Origin of the sequence: Tunturibacter empetritectus, from assembly GCF_040358985.1 — a bacterium.
In the GTDB taxonomy this organism is placed as follows: Bacteria; Acidobacteriota; Terriglobia; order Terriglobales; family Acidobacteriaceae; genus Edaphobacter; species Edaphobacter empetritectus.
Window position 1 is genome coordinate 3,337,252 of record NZ_CP132932.1, and the last position, 15,104, is coordinate 3,352,355.

Here is a 15,104-nt window from a genome sequence, read left to right on the forward strand (position 1 = left end):
CGCGGGGTTTCGCGTTTTTGGGGCTTGACAGAGCTTTCGGGTGCCTAGGCCGGGGTTGACGGTGCGGCGTTGTGGGCCGAGACTGGCTGGGAATTGAGTGACTGTAGTGGGCCAGACTGCGGTCGTCAGATATCTCACACAGGATGGGAGAGATGCGATGTATGACATGGCGAAGTTGAAGAAGTTGAGCGCGCTCGGAGAGGGGGCTTCGGAGGCCACGAAGGCTTTCTGGGCGTTCGATAAGGCGGCGATGGCTGAGGGGGCTATTCCCAAGAAGTACAAGGAGCTAATTGCGGTGGCCGTGGCATTGACGACGCAGTGTCCGTACTGCCTGGAGCTGCATCGGGCGGGAGCGGTGACTGCGGGGGCGACTCAGGAGGAGCTGGCTGAGACGGCTTTGGTGGCTGCTGCGCTTCGCGCCGGGGCGGCGATTACGCATGCTGCTCATGTGATGGGTGAGGGGAAGAGTTAGGTGCTCTTTGTGTGAGACGCGCGTCCTCGTGTGATAGTTCCAGAGGGTAAGCGGGTTTCTCCATTGCGTGGGCCACGATGAGACCGTGGCCCCTTGTCTCCGTTGCGCTGTTCACGATGAGGTTGTGAACGACTTCGGTCGAGGTGGTTGTGTTTGTGGGGGAAGAGCGGCAACTGTTGGAGCGTCTGGGTTGGAAGGTCCGAACGGTATGGGTGAGTGGAAGGTGTCGGGATCCTTCACTCCGCTCAGGATGACGGCAACGGCAAAGGCAACGACAACGACAAATGCAACGACAAATGCAACGACAAATGCAACGGCAAATGCAAATGCAACGGCAACGGCAAATGCAATGGCCAAAGACAAATGCGACGGCCAAAGACAAATGCAACGGCAAATGCAACGGCAACGACAAATACGGGGATTCTTCGCTGCGCTCAGAATGACGGCGCTTTTCGGTGAGTGGGTTAGTGGTTAGTGGTTAGTGGTTAGTGGTAGGTGACGGTTGCTTGGGCTTGGTGGGTGAAGTTGTCGTAGAAGAGTTTGTAGCCGGCTTCATTGCCTCCTTCGACCTGGAAGAGGATTTCGGAGCGGCCCTCGTTGGCGAAGTCGGCGGTGCCGGCGAGGTGCATGAGCCGGCCCAGATGATGAACTTCGCCCATGGGGGAGATGGCAAACCAGTGATTGACCCAGGCGTCGTCGGGTGGGCCGTCGCAGCGGTAGCCATTGAGGGTGAGCTCGAGGATGCGCCAGTTTTTGTTCGAGACGTAGGAGGAGCCGGAGGCGATCTGATCGTCGGTGATGGTGGAGTCGTGGTAGTTCGATGGTGAGTTGCTGGTGGTTTGTGTGCAGTTCTTTGGGTGAGGGTAGAGTTTGTGGAAGGCCTGACGGACATGGGTGACGTCGAGTGGGAACGGAGAGGCGGGTTGCCAGTTGTCGGGGTCTTTGAGGGTGGGGAGGGTGGTGGCGAGGACGGTATGGGGCGGGTCGGGGCGGTCGGGGGTGGGGCGGGGTTCGAGGTTGAGGACGGCGGCTGGGTTGGTGATGGCCTGAACGCCGATCTCGGAGTAGAAGTGGTAGGCGGCGGGGGTGGTTGCGGCTACCTTTGCAACGGGCTTGCCCTGTTTGACCAGGGTCCAGGTGGTGACGGATGGAAAGACGTGGACGATGGTTTTGAGACAGCTTTCGTCGTGCATCTCGTTTTGGCAGGTGGCGTTGTAGGAGCGCCAGAGGCGGCCGGATTGGTGGAAGAGGACGCGGACGCCGGGTGCGCCAAGGTTGTCGCCTCGGCCGGAGGAGGTGTATTCGAAGATGCCGATGAGGGATGTGCGCTGCGCTTCGGCGAGGGGTGCCAGAAAAAGCGTCAGGAGAGCCAGGGCTGTGGTCTTCATGGTGGGGTTAGTTTACTCACGCGCGAATGACTGGATGGACTACAGCAGTAGAGGAGCGGATTTCATGCGACGGGATTGTGCGGCTGCGGTCGAGATGACGATTTTGGGTGGGCATGGCCAAGCAGGCAGCACGTGCAAAGAGCGGCGAAATTTGCACAATGTCGAAAGACTACACGAGTCACAAGAAATTCATCTGGCGGTGATGCGGTGCTGCATCCATCGGAGGAGTATTGCTTCGGATGTAGTCGTGTCCCCAACTCTTTCCCTCAATCGATTCAGGAGGTTTCACCATGTCACTTGCGCTGTTTCCAATGACTTCGCGCAACGCTCTCGTTGCGTCCGCCGTCATGCTGTTTAGCGTTGCCCCGTTGTTTGGCCAGGCGAGCGCGCCGACGCCCGTGCAGGGCTATACGCTTAGCGTCTTCGCCACGGGTGTGGTGGGGAAGTACACTGCGCCGGACTCGCTTGCGGTCTATCAGGACCATGTGTACATCGGCTATGGCGACGGCAATGATCCGGCGGGCGCTGACGGCAAGACAAACATGATTGTGGAGTACAACCGGGCTGGCCAGAAGGTTTACAGCTTTACCGTCAAGGGTCATAACGACGGGTTGAAGTTAAACCCTTATACCCACAAGCTGTGGGTGATGCAGAACGAGGATGCGAATCCCAGTCTGGTGGTGTTCGATCCGGAGACGCGGGAGAAGGTGGTGTACAAGTTTGCGGCTCCGCCGCAGGCTGGCGGAGGGTACGACGATATTACTTTCCGGAACGGCAAGACTTATCTGAGCGCTTCGAACCCTGCGCATAACCCCAATGCATCTCCTGCCATTGTGGAGGCGAGGCTGGATCGCGGGTACGTTGTGGTGAAGCCGATACTGGAGGGCAATGCGACGGCGACGAACATCCTGACGGGCCAGCAGGTGACTTTGAATCTGCAGGATCCGGACTCGATGACGACCTCGCCGAGCGGAGAGCTGGTGCTGGACAGCCAAGGCGACTCGGAGCTGGTGATGGTGCGCAAGCCGGGCGGGAAGCAGCAGAGCGTGCTGCAGATTCCACTGAGCTCGCCCTATGGCCAGCCGCAGGTGGACGACACGCTGTTCACGCCGGACGTCGATGGGTTCCTGCTGGTAAGCGATACGGCTGCAAACATTACCTACAAGATTGGCAAGAAGGTGTTTGTACCGGGTGTGGCCTATTCGGCGGGCGTTGCGGGGAGCAGCGCGGCTCCTGGATTCGTTGGCCGCTTGGATGTGGAGTTCGGTCAGTTGACGCCGATCGTCAGCGGAATGCTGAGCCCGCATGGACTCGCGTTCGTGAAGACGGGAGATGCCGACGATACGCTGGTGGAAGAGCTGAAGGATGCTTGCCAGACGCTGTTTCCGAATGAGTAGTTGGAGGTGGGTGGTTGCAGGAGGAGAGGCCGCCTGGGGCTGCGATAAGGTCCTGGCGGTCTCGTCTCAGTGAAGAAGAATATAGGTCAGGAAAGAATATCGTCCGGATCCTGTTGAAGACAGCCATGCGGCAGTTGGCTTATGCTGGCGGGACTGGAGTACGTTCAGAAAAAGGAGAAGTATTTATGACGACGCAGACACAGACGATGACGACGAAGGAAGTGGCGGATAAGCTGGTTGGTCTTTGCCGAGAGGGCAAGTTCAAGGAGGCAACGGAGAGCTTGTACTCGGATGAGATTGTGAGCATGGAGGCGGGCGCGCCGCCGGGAGGGTCGCGCGAGGCCAAGGGGTTGAAGGCGGTGAAGGAGAAGGGCGAGTGGTGGGAGGCGAACCATGAGGTTCATTCGGCCACGGTGGAGGGACCGCTGGTGGCGGGGTCGCACTTTGCGTGCACCTTCAAGCTGGATGTGACGTTCAAACCGCAGAACCGGCGATTTGTGATGGAAGAGGTTGCGGTGTACAAGGTTGTGGACGGCAAGGTGGTCTACGAAGAGTTCTTCTACAACATGTAGCAGTAGTCCGCAACGGGAACTGTAAATAGCAGATCCCCTTCGGGGATGACAACAAGAACGGCAAAGGTGAACTATCTGTGTTTGCCTGCAGAGGCCTTGCGCCGGTTGGCTCCGGCGTGAGGCTTCTGTGCGGGGCGCGTGCGGACGGGCTTTTTCTTGCTGCCCTTATTTTTTACGGCCTTGCTCTTTCCGGTCTTCGATGTGGCCTTCGATGCGCTGGTGGATGGGCTGACGACAGTGATGAGTTTTGTGCCGATGGGGGAGCCTAGGCCGGTGCAGGCGTCCCAGCCGGGGCCAGCGGTAAAGCCTACGGGAGTGCCGGAGTAGTTGGTGCCGGAGGTGATGTCGTTGAAGGCGGCTTTGCCTTTGGCAGCGTAGAGGGCGGGTTGAATGAATCCTGCGGAGGTTCCGTTTTGCGCATTGGCCAGAGCGATGAGGCCAGCCCAGAGGGGAGCGACAGCGCTGGTGCCGCCGATGGGGAGGGTCTGGCCGTCGACGCGGATGGTGTAGCCGGTGGAGGGGTCGGCGTTGCCGGCGACGTCGGGGACGCCGCGGCCGCCAGTTGATGTGGTGGGGGCGGCGACGCCTGCGTTGGCCTGCCAGGTGGGCAGAGGGAAGAAGTTGCTGACGCCGCCGCCGGTTGCGCCTTCGTTGCTGGCGAGCTCGTTCCAGACGACCTCGGAGGTGATGGTGGAGCCGGTGGCGATGAGCTTGGTGCCTCCGCAGGCGAGGACGTGGGGGCTGGAGGCGGGGAAGTCGACGTGGTTCTGGCCGTCGGTGACGGTGTCGGTGGAGCCGTTGTCTCCGGCGGCGACGGTGATGGTGATGCCGAGGGCGGCGGCGGACTGGCAGGCGGCGTCGAGGGCGTTGAGGGATTGGGTGGTCCAGGAGGATTCGGGGCCGCCCCAGCTGATGGAGATGACGCTGGGCTTGTTGGTGGTGTCGTGGACGGCGGTGGAGACGGCGTCGATGAAGCCCTGGTCGGTGTTGGGGGCGAAGTAGACGACGATGTTTGCGCCGGGGGCTACGGCGGCGGCGACTTCGATGTCGAGCATGACTTCGCCGTCGGCGCTGTTGACGTTGGTGGGGGTGTTCTTGCCGCCGTCGACGGAGATTGCGGTGACTTTGGGGGCCTTCTGGTTGAGGGTCTTGAAGTAGGCGGTGAGGTCAGCGGTTTTGTAGCCGCCGCCGAGTTCGATGAGGCCGATGGTTTGGCCGGCGGCAGAGGCGTTGGCGGGGAACTGGTAGAGTGCGGCGACCTGGGGTGGAGTGTAGGAGATGTTGGTGGCGGCGGCGTGGGCTACGGCGGAGTGGGGTTGGGCGAAGCCTCCGCCCTGGGCTAGCTTTGAGGCGAGGTCGCCGGTCTGGCCTGCGATGCGAAAGTGAGGCTGGGCCTGGGGGCGGTTGTCGAGTCCGAGGACAGCTTCGACGGGGCCGACGAGTTGTGAGGGAAGGGTGATGCTGCCCTCGCGGACGCGGTAGGTTGCGCCGTCGTAGGTCGTGTGGACGAGGGTGACGCCGAAGGCCTTTTGCATGGCGGCTGAGGTGCCGGAGAGCTTGATGGTGCGGCACTCGAGGCTGAGGGGGTCGGGCACGACGGTGAGGCCGAACTCTTTGGCGAAGGCGCGGACGAGTTTGACGGCGGCGTGGTCGGCGGCGTGGCTTTGCTTGTATTGGGCGCGGGTGAGGCGCTGCTTGCCGAGGCGGCTGGCGGCTTTGAGGGGGGTCTTGCGGCGGACGATGACTGAGACGGTGATCTTACCGCTGGAGGGTGCGGGCTTTTCGGTGGCAGGCTCAGCCGTAGAGGGTCGGAAGAGCTCTCTTTCGCTGCCGGGTAGGGTGGTTCGGGGGGACGCTGCGAGGGTTTTCTTTTGGGTTGCCATGTTTTGATTCTCCAAATTTGGGGATGAATTTGTGAGATGGGTCGGATTGGATGGCGAGTGGTCATCGAGATTTACGAGGACCTATAGTATGCCCGTGTTGGTTGAGAGGGAAGCTGGGTCGACTATTTGGTTTGGAAGGTTCGGATGGTATGGGTGGGTGGATGGTGTCGGGATCCTTCACTCCGTTCAGGATGACGGCGAAGGGCGCACAACGGCTGCTGCTGCGACAAGGTGGTTAGAAGTGGCGGAGGGGTTCGGTGGTGGTGGTGGATTTGAAGTCGGGATCGTTGGGGATGGGGTCGAGGTTGGAGCGGAGGTCGGCGCTGCGTTCCAGGGAGCGGCTGACGATGTCGCGGGAGCCTAGACCGACGGCGAGGGCGAGGGTGAGGACGATGCCGCCGAAGAGGATTCCAAAGGCGAGTTCGACGACGGCGCCGCCGATCTGGAGATGGTCGAGGACCATGGCTGCGGTGAGGACCAGGACGAGCCACTTGATGCCGAGAGAGAGGAAGCGGGCGTACTGGAGTTTGGCGTTGACGGCTCCGATGAGGACGGAGCGCTCGAGGAAGCGGGCGATGAGGGTGCCGGCGACGAGGAGGAGGACGGCTCCGATGGAGTGGGTGAGGTAGGGCAGGACGTATAGGGAGATCTGGGATTCGCCGGGGAATGCGGCGTCGAAGGCGGAGATGCCGATGAAGCAGCCGATGGCGACGCATCCCCAGAAGACGACGCGGGCGAGCAGGGCGGTCGGGCTGTGGGCGGGGGACCAATCGGAGATGGTGGCGGAGGAGTTGCGGGCGAGGCGCTCATCGAACTTGGCGGCGGTGAGCGAGCGGCGAAGGAGCGCGGCGAGGCCCATGCCGATGGCGGTCATGATGACGAGCGCGAGGAGAAGGGCGATGAGGGCTGGGAGAAAGCTCGCCAGTTTATAGAGGACCTGTTGGGCGGATTGACGGAGTGCCTGTTCGACTTGTTGCCACATGAGAGGGTCTCCTTACGGGTGCTGGTCTTTGTTGATTGCCGCTATTTCTTAGAGCCTTTTGTTGGAATGCTTTCTCTATGGGTTGAAGCGGTCGGGCCAGCGCCAGCGTGATACGAGATAGGGTTTGTCGGCTTCAAAGGCTACGGCTAGATCCTGGATGTGTTTTTCGGGCGGAGTGCCTGTGCTGATGAGCGTGAGATGAGAGGCGACCCAGGCGAGATAGAGCGGGGTGAGCGCGCCGAGGAGGTGACCGCGGTTGATGGTGCGGAGGCGGTAGGCGAGGATGAAGTCATAGACGATGCGGGCCCAGAGATTGTCGGGCATGCGGAAGCTCTCGGGTTGAAGCATGGAGAGCTTCTTGAGGCCGAGGAGCGAGTTGGGCGGCAGGACGAGGGACCAGATCTCGTGGAGGTTGGTGTAGGCGAGACGGAAGGCGTCAAGCATGGACGCGGTGTCTGGCGGCTCGGCGACGTGATTGGTTTGCGGAAGGGGCTGGACGGGCTGGGTGCCGCGGGCGCGCTGCCAGAAAGAGGCTTTAGCGTCGACGTCGGAGAAGAGGGAGCCGGCGATGAGGGCGAGGAGGCTATTGAGGTCGCGATTCGCGGGTTGAGGAAAGGTACGAGGGGTGGCCTCTACTTCGGCGATGGTGAAGTTGGCGGTTGCTGCTTCGGCTAGCGGCCAGAGGAAAGAGTCGTCCTGGGAGGTGGCGGTGAAGCGTTGCGCAGTGGAGGCGAGACGGTTGGCCATGCGGAGGGAGAGGCCAAGGTCGATCGCCAGGGGGAAGCGTGGACGCGTGCCGAAGAGGGCGCGGGTGACGGGATAGAGGATAGCGGAGTTGACGAGGCCTTCACGGGGGCCGAGCTCGTAGTGGGCGACGGAGAGATCGCAGGTGAGGGCGGATTTGGCGAGGGCGCGGATGGTCTCGGGTTGGAGGGACTGGCACTCGGCGCCGAGGAGGAGGCAGGTGGTGGCGCGGTTTTCCTGCGCAAGTTTGTAGGTGTTGAGATAGTCGGCCGCGGTGAGAACCCAGGGGGTGGCGGAGACGGCGGTGGGGGTGTAGGGGATGATGCGCAGGGGGCTGCCGGAGGAGAGCTGGGGCGCGGTGTCGGGGGTGGCGACTAGGACGGTGTCGTTGGGGAAGGCGAGGGCGAGGTTCGAGAGGGTGGTTTCGAAGGCGTCCTGCGAGAGGGGAACGAGGCTGACGAGCGTGCTGCTCGTGGTGGTGGTCGCAGACGTCGCGCTGGCGTTGGAGGAGAGGTCGATATTTGTCTGCGCGGAGGCCATCGTGCGATGTGGACTTTCTCGGTTCGGTTGGCGGTGGCTCAGGTTGCGGATAGGTGGAGGTTACTTATTGTCTAAAGAGGCGCTGCTGCCGTGAGTGTACTGCCCATTGTAAGGCTGCGCGAGGGGAGGAGCCTGCGGGGTGGAAAGTTTTTGCGATGGAGGTTGCATGAAGGCGGTTTTCATAGACTTCCTTCCATGTCCGGTCTCAATTCCTCGTTTTGCGCATCTGAGGTCTTTATAGGTTTCAGGTAGAACGCTCATTCTTTAAAGAGATGCGTTGTGTGGTGGATGTGGTTGCTGGCAGGTTGCAGACGGCAGCTGGGAGGATTTTGTGGCAGAACGGAAGAAGGTGGCAGGACGGAAGAAGAGAGACGATGTGGCGTTGCATGGGACGGTTGGCGAGACAGCGCCGCGTGGCTCGCACGATGGCCTGCTGCATGGAGCACTCCATGGATCGTTACATGGAGCTTTACACGGAGCAAGGATTGAAGACTACAGCATGATCGGGGACTGTGAGACGGCGGCGCTGGTCTCTCGGGAGGGGTCGATTGACTGGCTGTGCTGGCCGTCGTTTCCGGCTCCGGCGTGCTTTGCTGCGCTATTGGGGACGCGGGATCACGGCTTCTGGCAGATTGCTCCGAAGGGGAAGGTGAAGGCGATCCGGCGGGAGTATGAGGGACACACGCTGATCGTGCGGACGACGTTCGAGACGCCAGAGGGAGAGGTGTGCCTGATCGACTTTATGCCGCCGCGAGAGAAGCACTCGCATGTGGTGAGGATCGTGCAGGGAGTTCGCGGCAGGGTGAAGATGCAGATGGATCTTGCGATTCGTTTTGACTATGGAAGGACGGTGCCGTGGGTGACGAGCACGAAGGACGGACTGCGGGCGATCGCAGGGATGGACATGGTTACGCTCAGGACGAAGGCGCGGCTGCGCGGGGAGGGGATGACGACGCGGAGTGAGTTCACGGTGCGGAAGGGGGAGACGATGAGTTTTACGCTGACCAACTCTTCATCTCTTGAGAAGTTGCCGCGTGAGCTGTCGGTCGATAAGGCCCTGGCGGAGACGCAGCGGTTCTGGACGAAGTGGAGCCGGAGGAGTGCGTATAAGGGGCCGTATGCCGAGGCTGTCGAGCGCTCTCTGATTACGTTGAAGGCGATGACGTATCGGCCGTCGGGCGGGATTGTGGCGGCGGTGACGACGTCGCTGCCGGAGAGGATCGGTGGATCGCGCAACTGGGACTATCGCTTCTGCTGGCTGCGCGACACTTCGTTTACGCTGCTGATTTTAATGCAGGCGGGCTTTACGGAAGAGGCCGTGGAGTGGCGGAGGTGGTTGCTGCGAGCTATCGCCGGGGCGCCGGACCAGGTGCAGACGATCTATGGGATCTGCGGCGAGAGGCAGCTGGTGGAGTGGGTGGCGGACTGGCTGCCGGGCTACGAGAATTCGCGGCCGGTGCGAATTGGGAACGCGGCGGTGGATCAGTTTCAGCTGGATGTGTTCGGCGAGGTGTCGGCGGCGCTGTCGAGAATTCCGCAGGCCGACGAGGAGATACGCGTCTCCGCTACTTCGGTGCAGGCGGGGCTGATCGATCATCTGTGCACGGTGTGGCCGAATCCTGATGAAGGGATATGGGAGACACGCGGCGGCGCGGAGCACTTTACGCACTCGAAGGTGATGGCGTGGGTGGCGCTGGATCGGGCGATCAAGCATCATGAGCAGTTTGATGGGAAGGGCGATGTAGAGCGATGGAAGAAGAACCGCGAGATGCTGCATCGCGAGATTTTGAGGAAGGGGTTCGATAAGAAGCTGAACAGCTTTGTGCAGTCGTATGGGTCGAAGCAGCTGGATGCGTCGTGCCTGCGGATTGGGCTGGTGGGATTTCTGCCGATGGATGATCCGCGGATTATCGGTACGGTGGGGGCGATCGAACGGCGGCTGATGAAGAATGGTTTTGTGGAGCGATACGACACGAAGAAGACTGACGATGGACTGGCCGGAGGCGAGGGCGCGTTTCTGGCTTGCAGCTTCTGGCTGGTGACCAATCTGTGGCTGATTGGACGGAAGGAAGATGCGAAGGCGATGTTTGAACGGCTGCTTGCGCTACGTAACGATGCCGGGTTGCTGTCGGAGGAGTACGATCCTATTGGAAGACGAATGGTGGGGAACTTTCCCCAGGCTCTTTCGCATATTGCGTTGATCCATTCTGCCTTTGCGATGTCGGGTTTGTGGTCGCCCGATCAGAGTGCTGCGGCAAAACCTAAGCAGCGTCGCCGGGCTAAGTAGATTTTGCATCGAGGACTACGACGGTTCGTCGAAGTTGAGAGGACCGCTCGAAAGTTTCCGGGATTGTGTTGTCGACTGTTGGAATGCAACCAACGAGTGCATATGAGGCTCTAACAAATGACCTGGATCTTTTTGTGCGGGATACCCGTGTGAGTTTCACTGCCTTGTTTCCTGAACGCTAACTTTCGATTGGTTGATGATGCTACGAACTCCAGGTTCTACTTACAGACTGCAACTGCATAAAAACTTTACGTTCGACGATGCGGCGAGGATCGCCGACTATCTGCATGAACTCGGGATCTCACATGTCTACAGCTCTCCTTATCTGCAGGCTGCGCCGGAGAGTATGCATGGATACGATGTGGTCGATCATCAGAAGGTGAATCAAGAGCTGGGGGGCGCGGCGGCGCATGAGCGGTTCTGCAAGAAGCTGGGCGAGGCGGGGCTGGGGCAGGTGCTGGACATCGTGCCGAATCATATGTCGCTGGGCAAGGAAAATCGTTTCTGGTGGGATGTGCTGGAGAATGGGACGTCGAGCCGGTATGCTTCGTTCTTCGATATCGACTGGCAGCCGCAGGAGGAGCGTCTGCGAGACAAGGTGCTGGTGCCGATTCTTGGGGATCAGTATGGGCGGGTGCTGCAGACGGGCGGAATCAAGGTGGTGCGGCGAGGGGTGAAGTTTCAGGTGGAGTGTTCGGGGCAGTCGCTGCCGGTTTCTCCGCAGTCGCTGCCGGTGATTCTGGCGCGCGCGGCGGAGTATGCGAAGTCGGATACGCTGAGTTTTCTAGCGGCTTCGTTTGGCCGGTTGCCGGCGCCGGAGTATGTGGATCGGCGAACGATTCTGGCCCGGCATCGCGATAAGGTGGTGCTGTTTACGCTGCTGGATCGGCTGTGCGCGGAGGAGCCGGCGATTCTCGATGCGATGGACCGGTCGGCGGCGGAGTTGAACGAGAATCTCGATGCGCTGGATGATTTTTTGAATCAGCAGAACTATCGGCTGGCTTACTGGAAGACGGCGGATCAGCAGTTGAGCTATCGGCGATTCTTTGATGTGAATACGCTGATCGGTCTGCGGGTGGAGCGAGAGTATGTGTTCGAAGAGACGCATGCGCTGGTGCTGGATTGGCTGCGGCGAGGGGTGCTCGATGGGGTGCGGGTGGATCATCCGGATGGTTTGCGGGATCCGAAGGAGTACTTCAAGCGGCTGCGGGAGCGGGCTCCAGATGCGTGGGTGATCGGGGAGAAGATTCTTGAGCCGGGTGAGTTTCTGCGTGAGGACTGGCCGGTTGAGGGCACGAGTGGGTATGACTTTCTGAATGTTGCGGCGGCGGTGCTGGTGGCGCCTGAGGGCATGATGGAGCTGTCCACGCTGTATGGGGATTTTACGGGCCAGCCAACGGACTTTCACGCGATTGCGCATGAGAAGAAGATCAACGTGTCGCAGGAGGCGCTGGGGAGCGATGTGAATCGGCTGACGTCGATCTTTGTGGAGATCTGCGAGGCGAATCGCGATGAGCGCGACTACACGAGAGCGGAGGTGAGGCGAGCGATTCGGGAGGTGGCGGCTTGCTTTTCGATCTATCGGACTTACGTGGTGCCGGAGCGTGAGGAGATTACCGAGGAAGACCGCGAGTACATTACGCAGGCTGCGGAGTGCGCGAAGGAGACGCGGCAGGATATCGACGGAGGGCTGTTTGATTTTCTTCGGGACGTGTTGACGATGCAGGTGAAGGGGAGGCTGGAGAGCGAATTTTTGCTGAGGTTCCAGCAGTTCACCGGGCCGGTGATGGCGAAGGGCGTGGAGGACACGGCGTTTTACTGCTACAACCGTTTGACGGGAATGAACGAGGTGGGGAGCGATCCGGGGCGCAATGGATTGAGCATTGAGGAGTTTCACTCGTACTGCAGGAAGATGCAGGAGACGCATCCTTGCACGATGACTACGCTGTCGACGCACGATACCAAGCGCAGCGATGATGTGAGGGCGCGGATGGCGGTGCTGTCGGAGATCCCGGAGAAGTTTGGTGCGGCGATACAGCGGTGGTCGCGGATGAACAATGCGTTTCGCGCGCGCAAACCCGGAGTTGATCCGCTGCCGGACAGGAATACGGAGTACTTCTACTACCAGACTTTGATTGGGGCGTGGCCGCTGCCGATGGATCGTGCGCAGGCCTATATGTTGAAGGCGATGCGCGAGGCCAAACAGCAGACGACGTGGGTGGCGAATAACAAGGAGTTTGAAGACGCGCTGAAGTTATTTATTGAGTTCACTTATAGCTACGCGCCGTTTCAGCGGGAGCTGCAGCAGTTTGTGGAGAGGATTCTGGAGGCGGGGCGGGTGAACTCGCTGGCGCAGACACTGCTGAAGTACACGGCACCGGGTGTGCCGGATCTTTATCAGGGGACGGAGTTGTGGGACTTGAGTTTGGTCGATCCGGACAACCGGCGACCGGTGGACTATGCGCTGCGGCAGCGGTTGCTGCAGGAGTTGAAGCAGATGAACGGCGGCGATGCAGCGGCGCAGGTGATGGCTAGAGCCGAGGATGGACTGCCGAAGATGTGGACGATTCATAAGGCGCTTCACCTGCGGCGCGAGCGGCCGGCGTCGTTTGGCACGGAGGCTGACTATGTTCCGTTGATGGTGGATGGAGCCAAGCATGATCATGTGATTGCGTATCTAAGGGGCGAGGATGTGGTGACGGTGGTGCCGAGGTTGATGATGAAGCTGGGCGGAGCGTGGAGGGACACCGTGGTGACCTTGCCTGAGGGGCGGTGGAGGAATCGTCTGTCGGGAGTGATGGTGGAGGGTGGTGAGGTTGAGGTCAAGGGACTGTTCAAGGATTTTCCGGTGGCGCTGCTGGCGCGCGAAGAGGTTGGGGGAGACCGCTGATGCATGAGTTTACGGTTTGGGCGCCTGGGGCGTCGAAGGTGGGCGTGAAGATTGGTGATGCTACGTATCCGATGAATGGGCCTGACGAGCATGGATGGTGGCGCGCGTCGGTGGAGCAGGCGGGGCCGGGGACCGACTATGGGTTTGTGATCGGAGACGATCCGAAGGCATGGCCCGATCCGCGGTCGGAGTGGCAGCCGGATGGAGTGCATGGACTGTCGCGGGTGTATGACCGGGAGGCCTTCCAATGGAGCGACAGAAGCTGGAGTGCGCCTGCGCTCTCGCATGCTGTGATCTATGAGTTGCATGTGGGGACGTTTACGCCGGGGGGGACCTTTGATTCGACGATTGAGAGGCTTGGATATCTGGTGGAGCTTGGCATTACGCATGTGGAGTTGATGCCGGTGGCTGCGTTTCCGGGCGGCCAGGGGTGGGGGTATGACGGCGTTGCGTTGTTCGCGGTGACCGAGCAGTATGGCGGCCCGGATGGGTTGAAGCGGCTGGTGGATGCGTGCCACGCGCGCGGGTTGGCGGTGTTGCTGGATGTGGTTTACAACCACTTTGGACCGGTGGGGAACTACTCGGGCAAGTACGGGCCTTACATCACGGAGAGACACCACACTCCGTGGGGCGGCGCGATTAACTTCGAGGGCGAGGGAAGCGATGAGGTGCGGCGATTCTTCTGCGATAACGCGCTGATGTGGATGCGGGAGTATCACATCGATGGACTTCGTCTGGACGCGGTGCACGAGTATATCGATCGGTCGGCGGTTCACTTTATGGAGCAGTTGTCGTCCGAGGTGAAGGCGTTGTCGGAGAAGCTGAGACGCAGGCTGGTGCTGATCGCCGAGAGCGATTTGAACGATCCCAGAGTTGTTACGCGTGTAGAGAGCGGCGGGTACGGGATGGATGCGCAGTGGAGCGATGATTTTCATCATGCGCTGTTCACGGTGCTTACGGCGGAGGAAGAGGGGAAGGGTTACTACTCCGACTTCGGCACGATGGCGAAGCTGGCGAAGTCTTTGACGAAGAACTTTGTGCAGGATGGGACGTATTCGCAGTATCGACGGCGATCGCATGGGCGGCCGGCGGATGAGTTGTCGCCGCATCATTTTCTGGGGTACATCCAGAACCACGACCAGGTGGGCAATCGTGCGATCGGCGACAGAGTGGATCAGACGGTGGGGTTCGACCGCGCGAAGGTGGCGGCGGCACTGGTGTTGACGGCGCCGTTTCTTCCGATGATCTTTCAGGGGGAGGAGTATGCGGCTTCGACGCCGTTTCTCTACTTCGCGGACCATGAGGATCCGGAGATGGCGAAGGCGGTCAAGAATGGGCGGCGGAGTGAGTTCGCTGCGTTTGGATGGAACCCCGAGGAGATTCCCGATCCGGAGAATGTCGAGACCTTTCTGCGTTCGAAGTTGAATTGGGAGGAGGTTCATGAGGGTCGCCATGCGGAGATGCTGGATTGGTATCGCAGGCTGATTGAGTTGCGGCGCGGGTCGGTGGCGTTGAACGATGGAGCGGTGGGTCACGTGAAGGCGGTGTTTGATGAGGAGCGGCGCTGGCTAGTGTTTGAGCGTGGGGCGGTGATGTTGATGTGCAATCTTGGAGCGGAGAAGGTGGAGCTTCCTCATTCGAGGCGGGCGCAGTTGTTGCTGGCTTCGAAGGCTGAGGTTGTGGTGAAGGGTGATTCGGTGGAGTTACCTGGTGATAGCGCGGCGATCCTTTCGAGTGAGGCGATGCGGTAGATTCTGACGATATTTTTGAAGATTGCTTTGTTCCGCAAATGAATTTTGTTTCGTAATGAACTTAGGTGGCTTAGGCAGTGTGAAGGGTTTCATCACGTGGTAATCGGCACAGACGGAGACACGTTACGAGAGAGTGTCTGGCTATGGATTGCGTGACGCACGGAGCTGCAAAGCGTTTAGCATGAAGAGCGGGTTGAA

At 60.4% G+C, this 15,104-nt stretch carries 10 protein-coding genes; 6 read left to right on the forward strand and 4 right to left on the reverse strand.

The window, feature by feature from the left end; genetic code table 11:
* Positions 1-157 precede the first annotated feature (157 nt).
* Positions 158-472, forward strand: a complete 315-nt coding sequence (locus RBB75_RS13785) for a carboxymuconolactone decarboxylase family protein (protein ID WP_179637322.1) — start codon at positions 158-160, stop codon at positions 470-472.
* A gap of 485 nt (positions 473-957) precedes the next feature.
* Here RBB75_RS13785 and RBB75_RS13790 read toward each other — a convergent pair whose 3' ends face one another.
* Positions 958-1,860 carry a hypothetical protein gene (locus RBB75_RS13790; protein ID WP_179637323.1) on the reverse strand — a complete coding sequence of 301 codons (903 nt, stop codon included), beginning with the start codon at positions 1,858-1,860 and terminating at the stop codon, positions 958-960.
* 290 nt (positions 1,861-2,150) lie between these two features.
* On the opposite strand from RBB75_RS13790, the gene RBB75_RS13795 reads away from it, so the two are divergent.
* Both RBB75_RS13795 and RBB75_RS13800 read left to right on the forward strand, forming a co-directional pair.
* On the forward strand, positions 2,151-3,257 hold the full coding sequence (locus RBB75_RS13795; protein WP_179637324.1) for a hypothetical protein: 1,107 nt from the start codon (positions 2,151-2,153) through the stop codon (positions 3,255-3,257).
* A gap of 185 nt (positions 3,258-3,442) precedes the next feature.
* Positions 3,443-3,829, forward strand: a complete 387-nt coding sequence (locus RBB75_RS13800; RefSeq protein WP_218884490.1) for an ester cyclase — start codon at positions 3,443-3,445, stop codon at positions 3,827-3,829.
* Positions 3,830-3,900: 71 nt separating this feature from the next.
* Here RBB75_RS13800 and RBB75_RS13805 read toward each other — a convergent pair whose 3' ends face one another.
* From RBB75_RS13805 to RBB75_RS13815, 3 genes are all read right to left on the reverse strand, one after another.
* Positions 3,901-5,712, reverse strand: coding sequence for a S53 family peptidase (locus RBB75_RS13805; RefSeq protein ID WP_179637325.1), 1,812 nt, complete (start codon positions 5,710-5,712; stop codon positions 3,901-3,903).
* 235 nt (positions 5,713-5,947) lie between these two features.
* Positions 5,948-6,694, reverse strand: coding sequence for a hypothetical protein (locus tag RBB75_RS13810; protein WP_179637326.1), 747 nt, complete (start codon positions 6,692-6,694; stop codon positions 5,948-5,950).
* A 75-nt stretch (positions 6,695-6,769) separates the two neighbouring features.
* Complete coding sequence (locus tag RBB75_RS13815) at positions 6,770-7,978, reverse strand: hypothetical protein (protein ID WP_179637327.1); 1,209 nt, start codon at positions 7,976-7,978, stop codon at positions 6,770-6,772.
* A gap of 331 nt (positions 7,979-8,309) precedes the next feature.
* Here RBB75_RS13815 and RBB75_RS13820 point away from each other — a divergent pair, with 331 nt between their 5' ends.
* From RBB75_RS13820 to treZ, 3 genes are all read left to right on the forward strand, one after another.
* Positions 8,310-10,265: a glycoside hydrolase family 15 protein gene (locus RBB75_RS13820; RefSeq protein WP_353068407.1), complete on the forward strand. Its 1,956-nt coding sequence runs from the start codon at positions 8,310-8,312 to the stop codon at positions 10,263-10,265.
* Between the two features lie 196 nt (positions 10,266-10,461).
* Positions 10,462-13,155: a malto-oligosyltrehalose synthase gene (treY, locus tag RBB75_RS13825; RefSeq protein WP_353068408.1), complete on the forward strand. Its 2,694-nt coding sequence runs from the start codon at positions 10,462-10,464 to the stop codon at positions 13,153-13,155.
* A complete protein-coding gene (gene treZ / locus RBB75_RS13830) occupies positions 13,155-14,906 on the forward strand; it encodes a malto-oligosyltrehalose trehalohydrolase (protein WP_353068409.1) in 1,752 nt (583 codons plus the stop codon). Before treY ends, treZ begins: the two co-directional genes overlap by 1 nt.
* Positions 14,907-15,104 lie beyond the last annotated feature (198 nt).

Bases quoted from the DNA above. Each gene is read 5' to 3' on its own strand.
- RBB75_RS13790 (WP_179637323.1), bottom strand. From the start codon at position 1,860: ATGAAGACCACAGCCCTGGCTCTCCTGACGCTTTTTCTGGCACCCCTC.
- treY (WP_353068408.1), top strand. From the start codon at position 10,462: ATGATGCTACGAACTCCAGGTTCTACTTACAGACTGCAACTGCATAAA.
- RBB75_RS13795 (WP_179637324.1), top strand. From the start codon at position 2,151: ATGTCACTTGCGCTGTTTCCAATGACTTCGCGCAACGCTCTCGTTGCG.
- RBB75_RS13785 (WP_179637322.1), top strand. From the start codon at position 158: ATGTATGACATGGCGAAGTTGAAGAAGTTGAGCGCGCTCGGAGAGGGG.
- RBB75_RS13805 (WP_179637325.1), bottom strand. From the start codon at position 5,712: ATGGCAACCCAAAAGAAAACCCTCGCAGCGTCCCCCCGAACCACCCTA.
- treZ (WP_353068409.1), top strand. From the start codon at position 13,155: ATGCATGAGTTTACGGTTTGGGCGCCTGGGGCGTCGAAGGTGGGCGTG.
- RBB75_RS13810 (WP_179637326.1), bottom strand. From the start codon at position 6,694: ATGTGGCAACAAGTCGAACAGGCACTCCGTCAATCCGCCCAACAGGTC.
- RBB75_RS13800 (WP_218884490.1), top strand. From the start codon at position 3,443: ATGACGACGCAGACACAGACGATGACGACGAAGGAAGTGGCGGATAAG.
- RBB75_RS13815 (WP_179637327.1), bottom strand. From the start codon at position 7,978: ATGGCCTCCGCGCAGACAAATATCGACCTCTCCTCCAACGCCAGCGCG.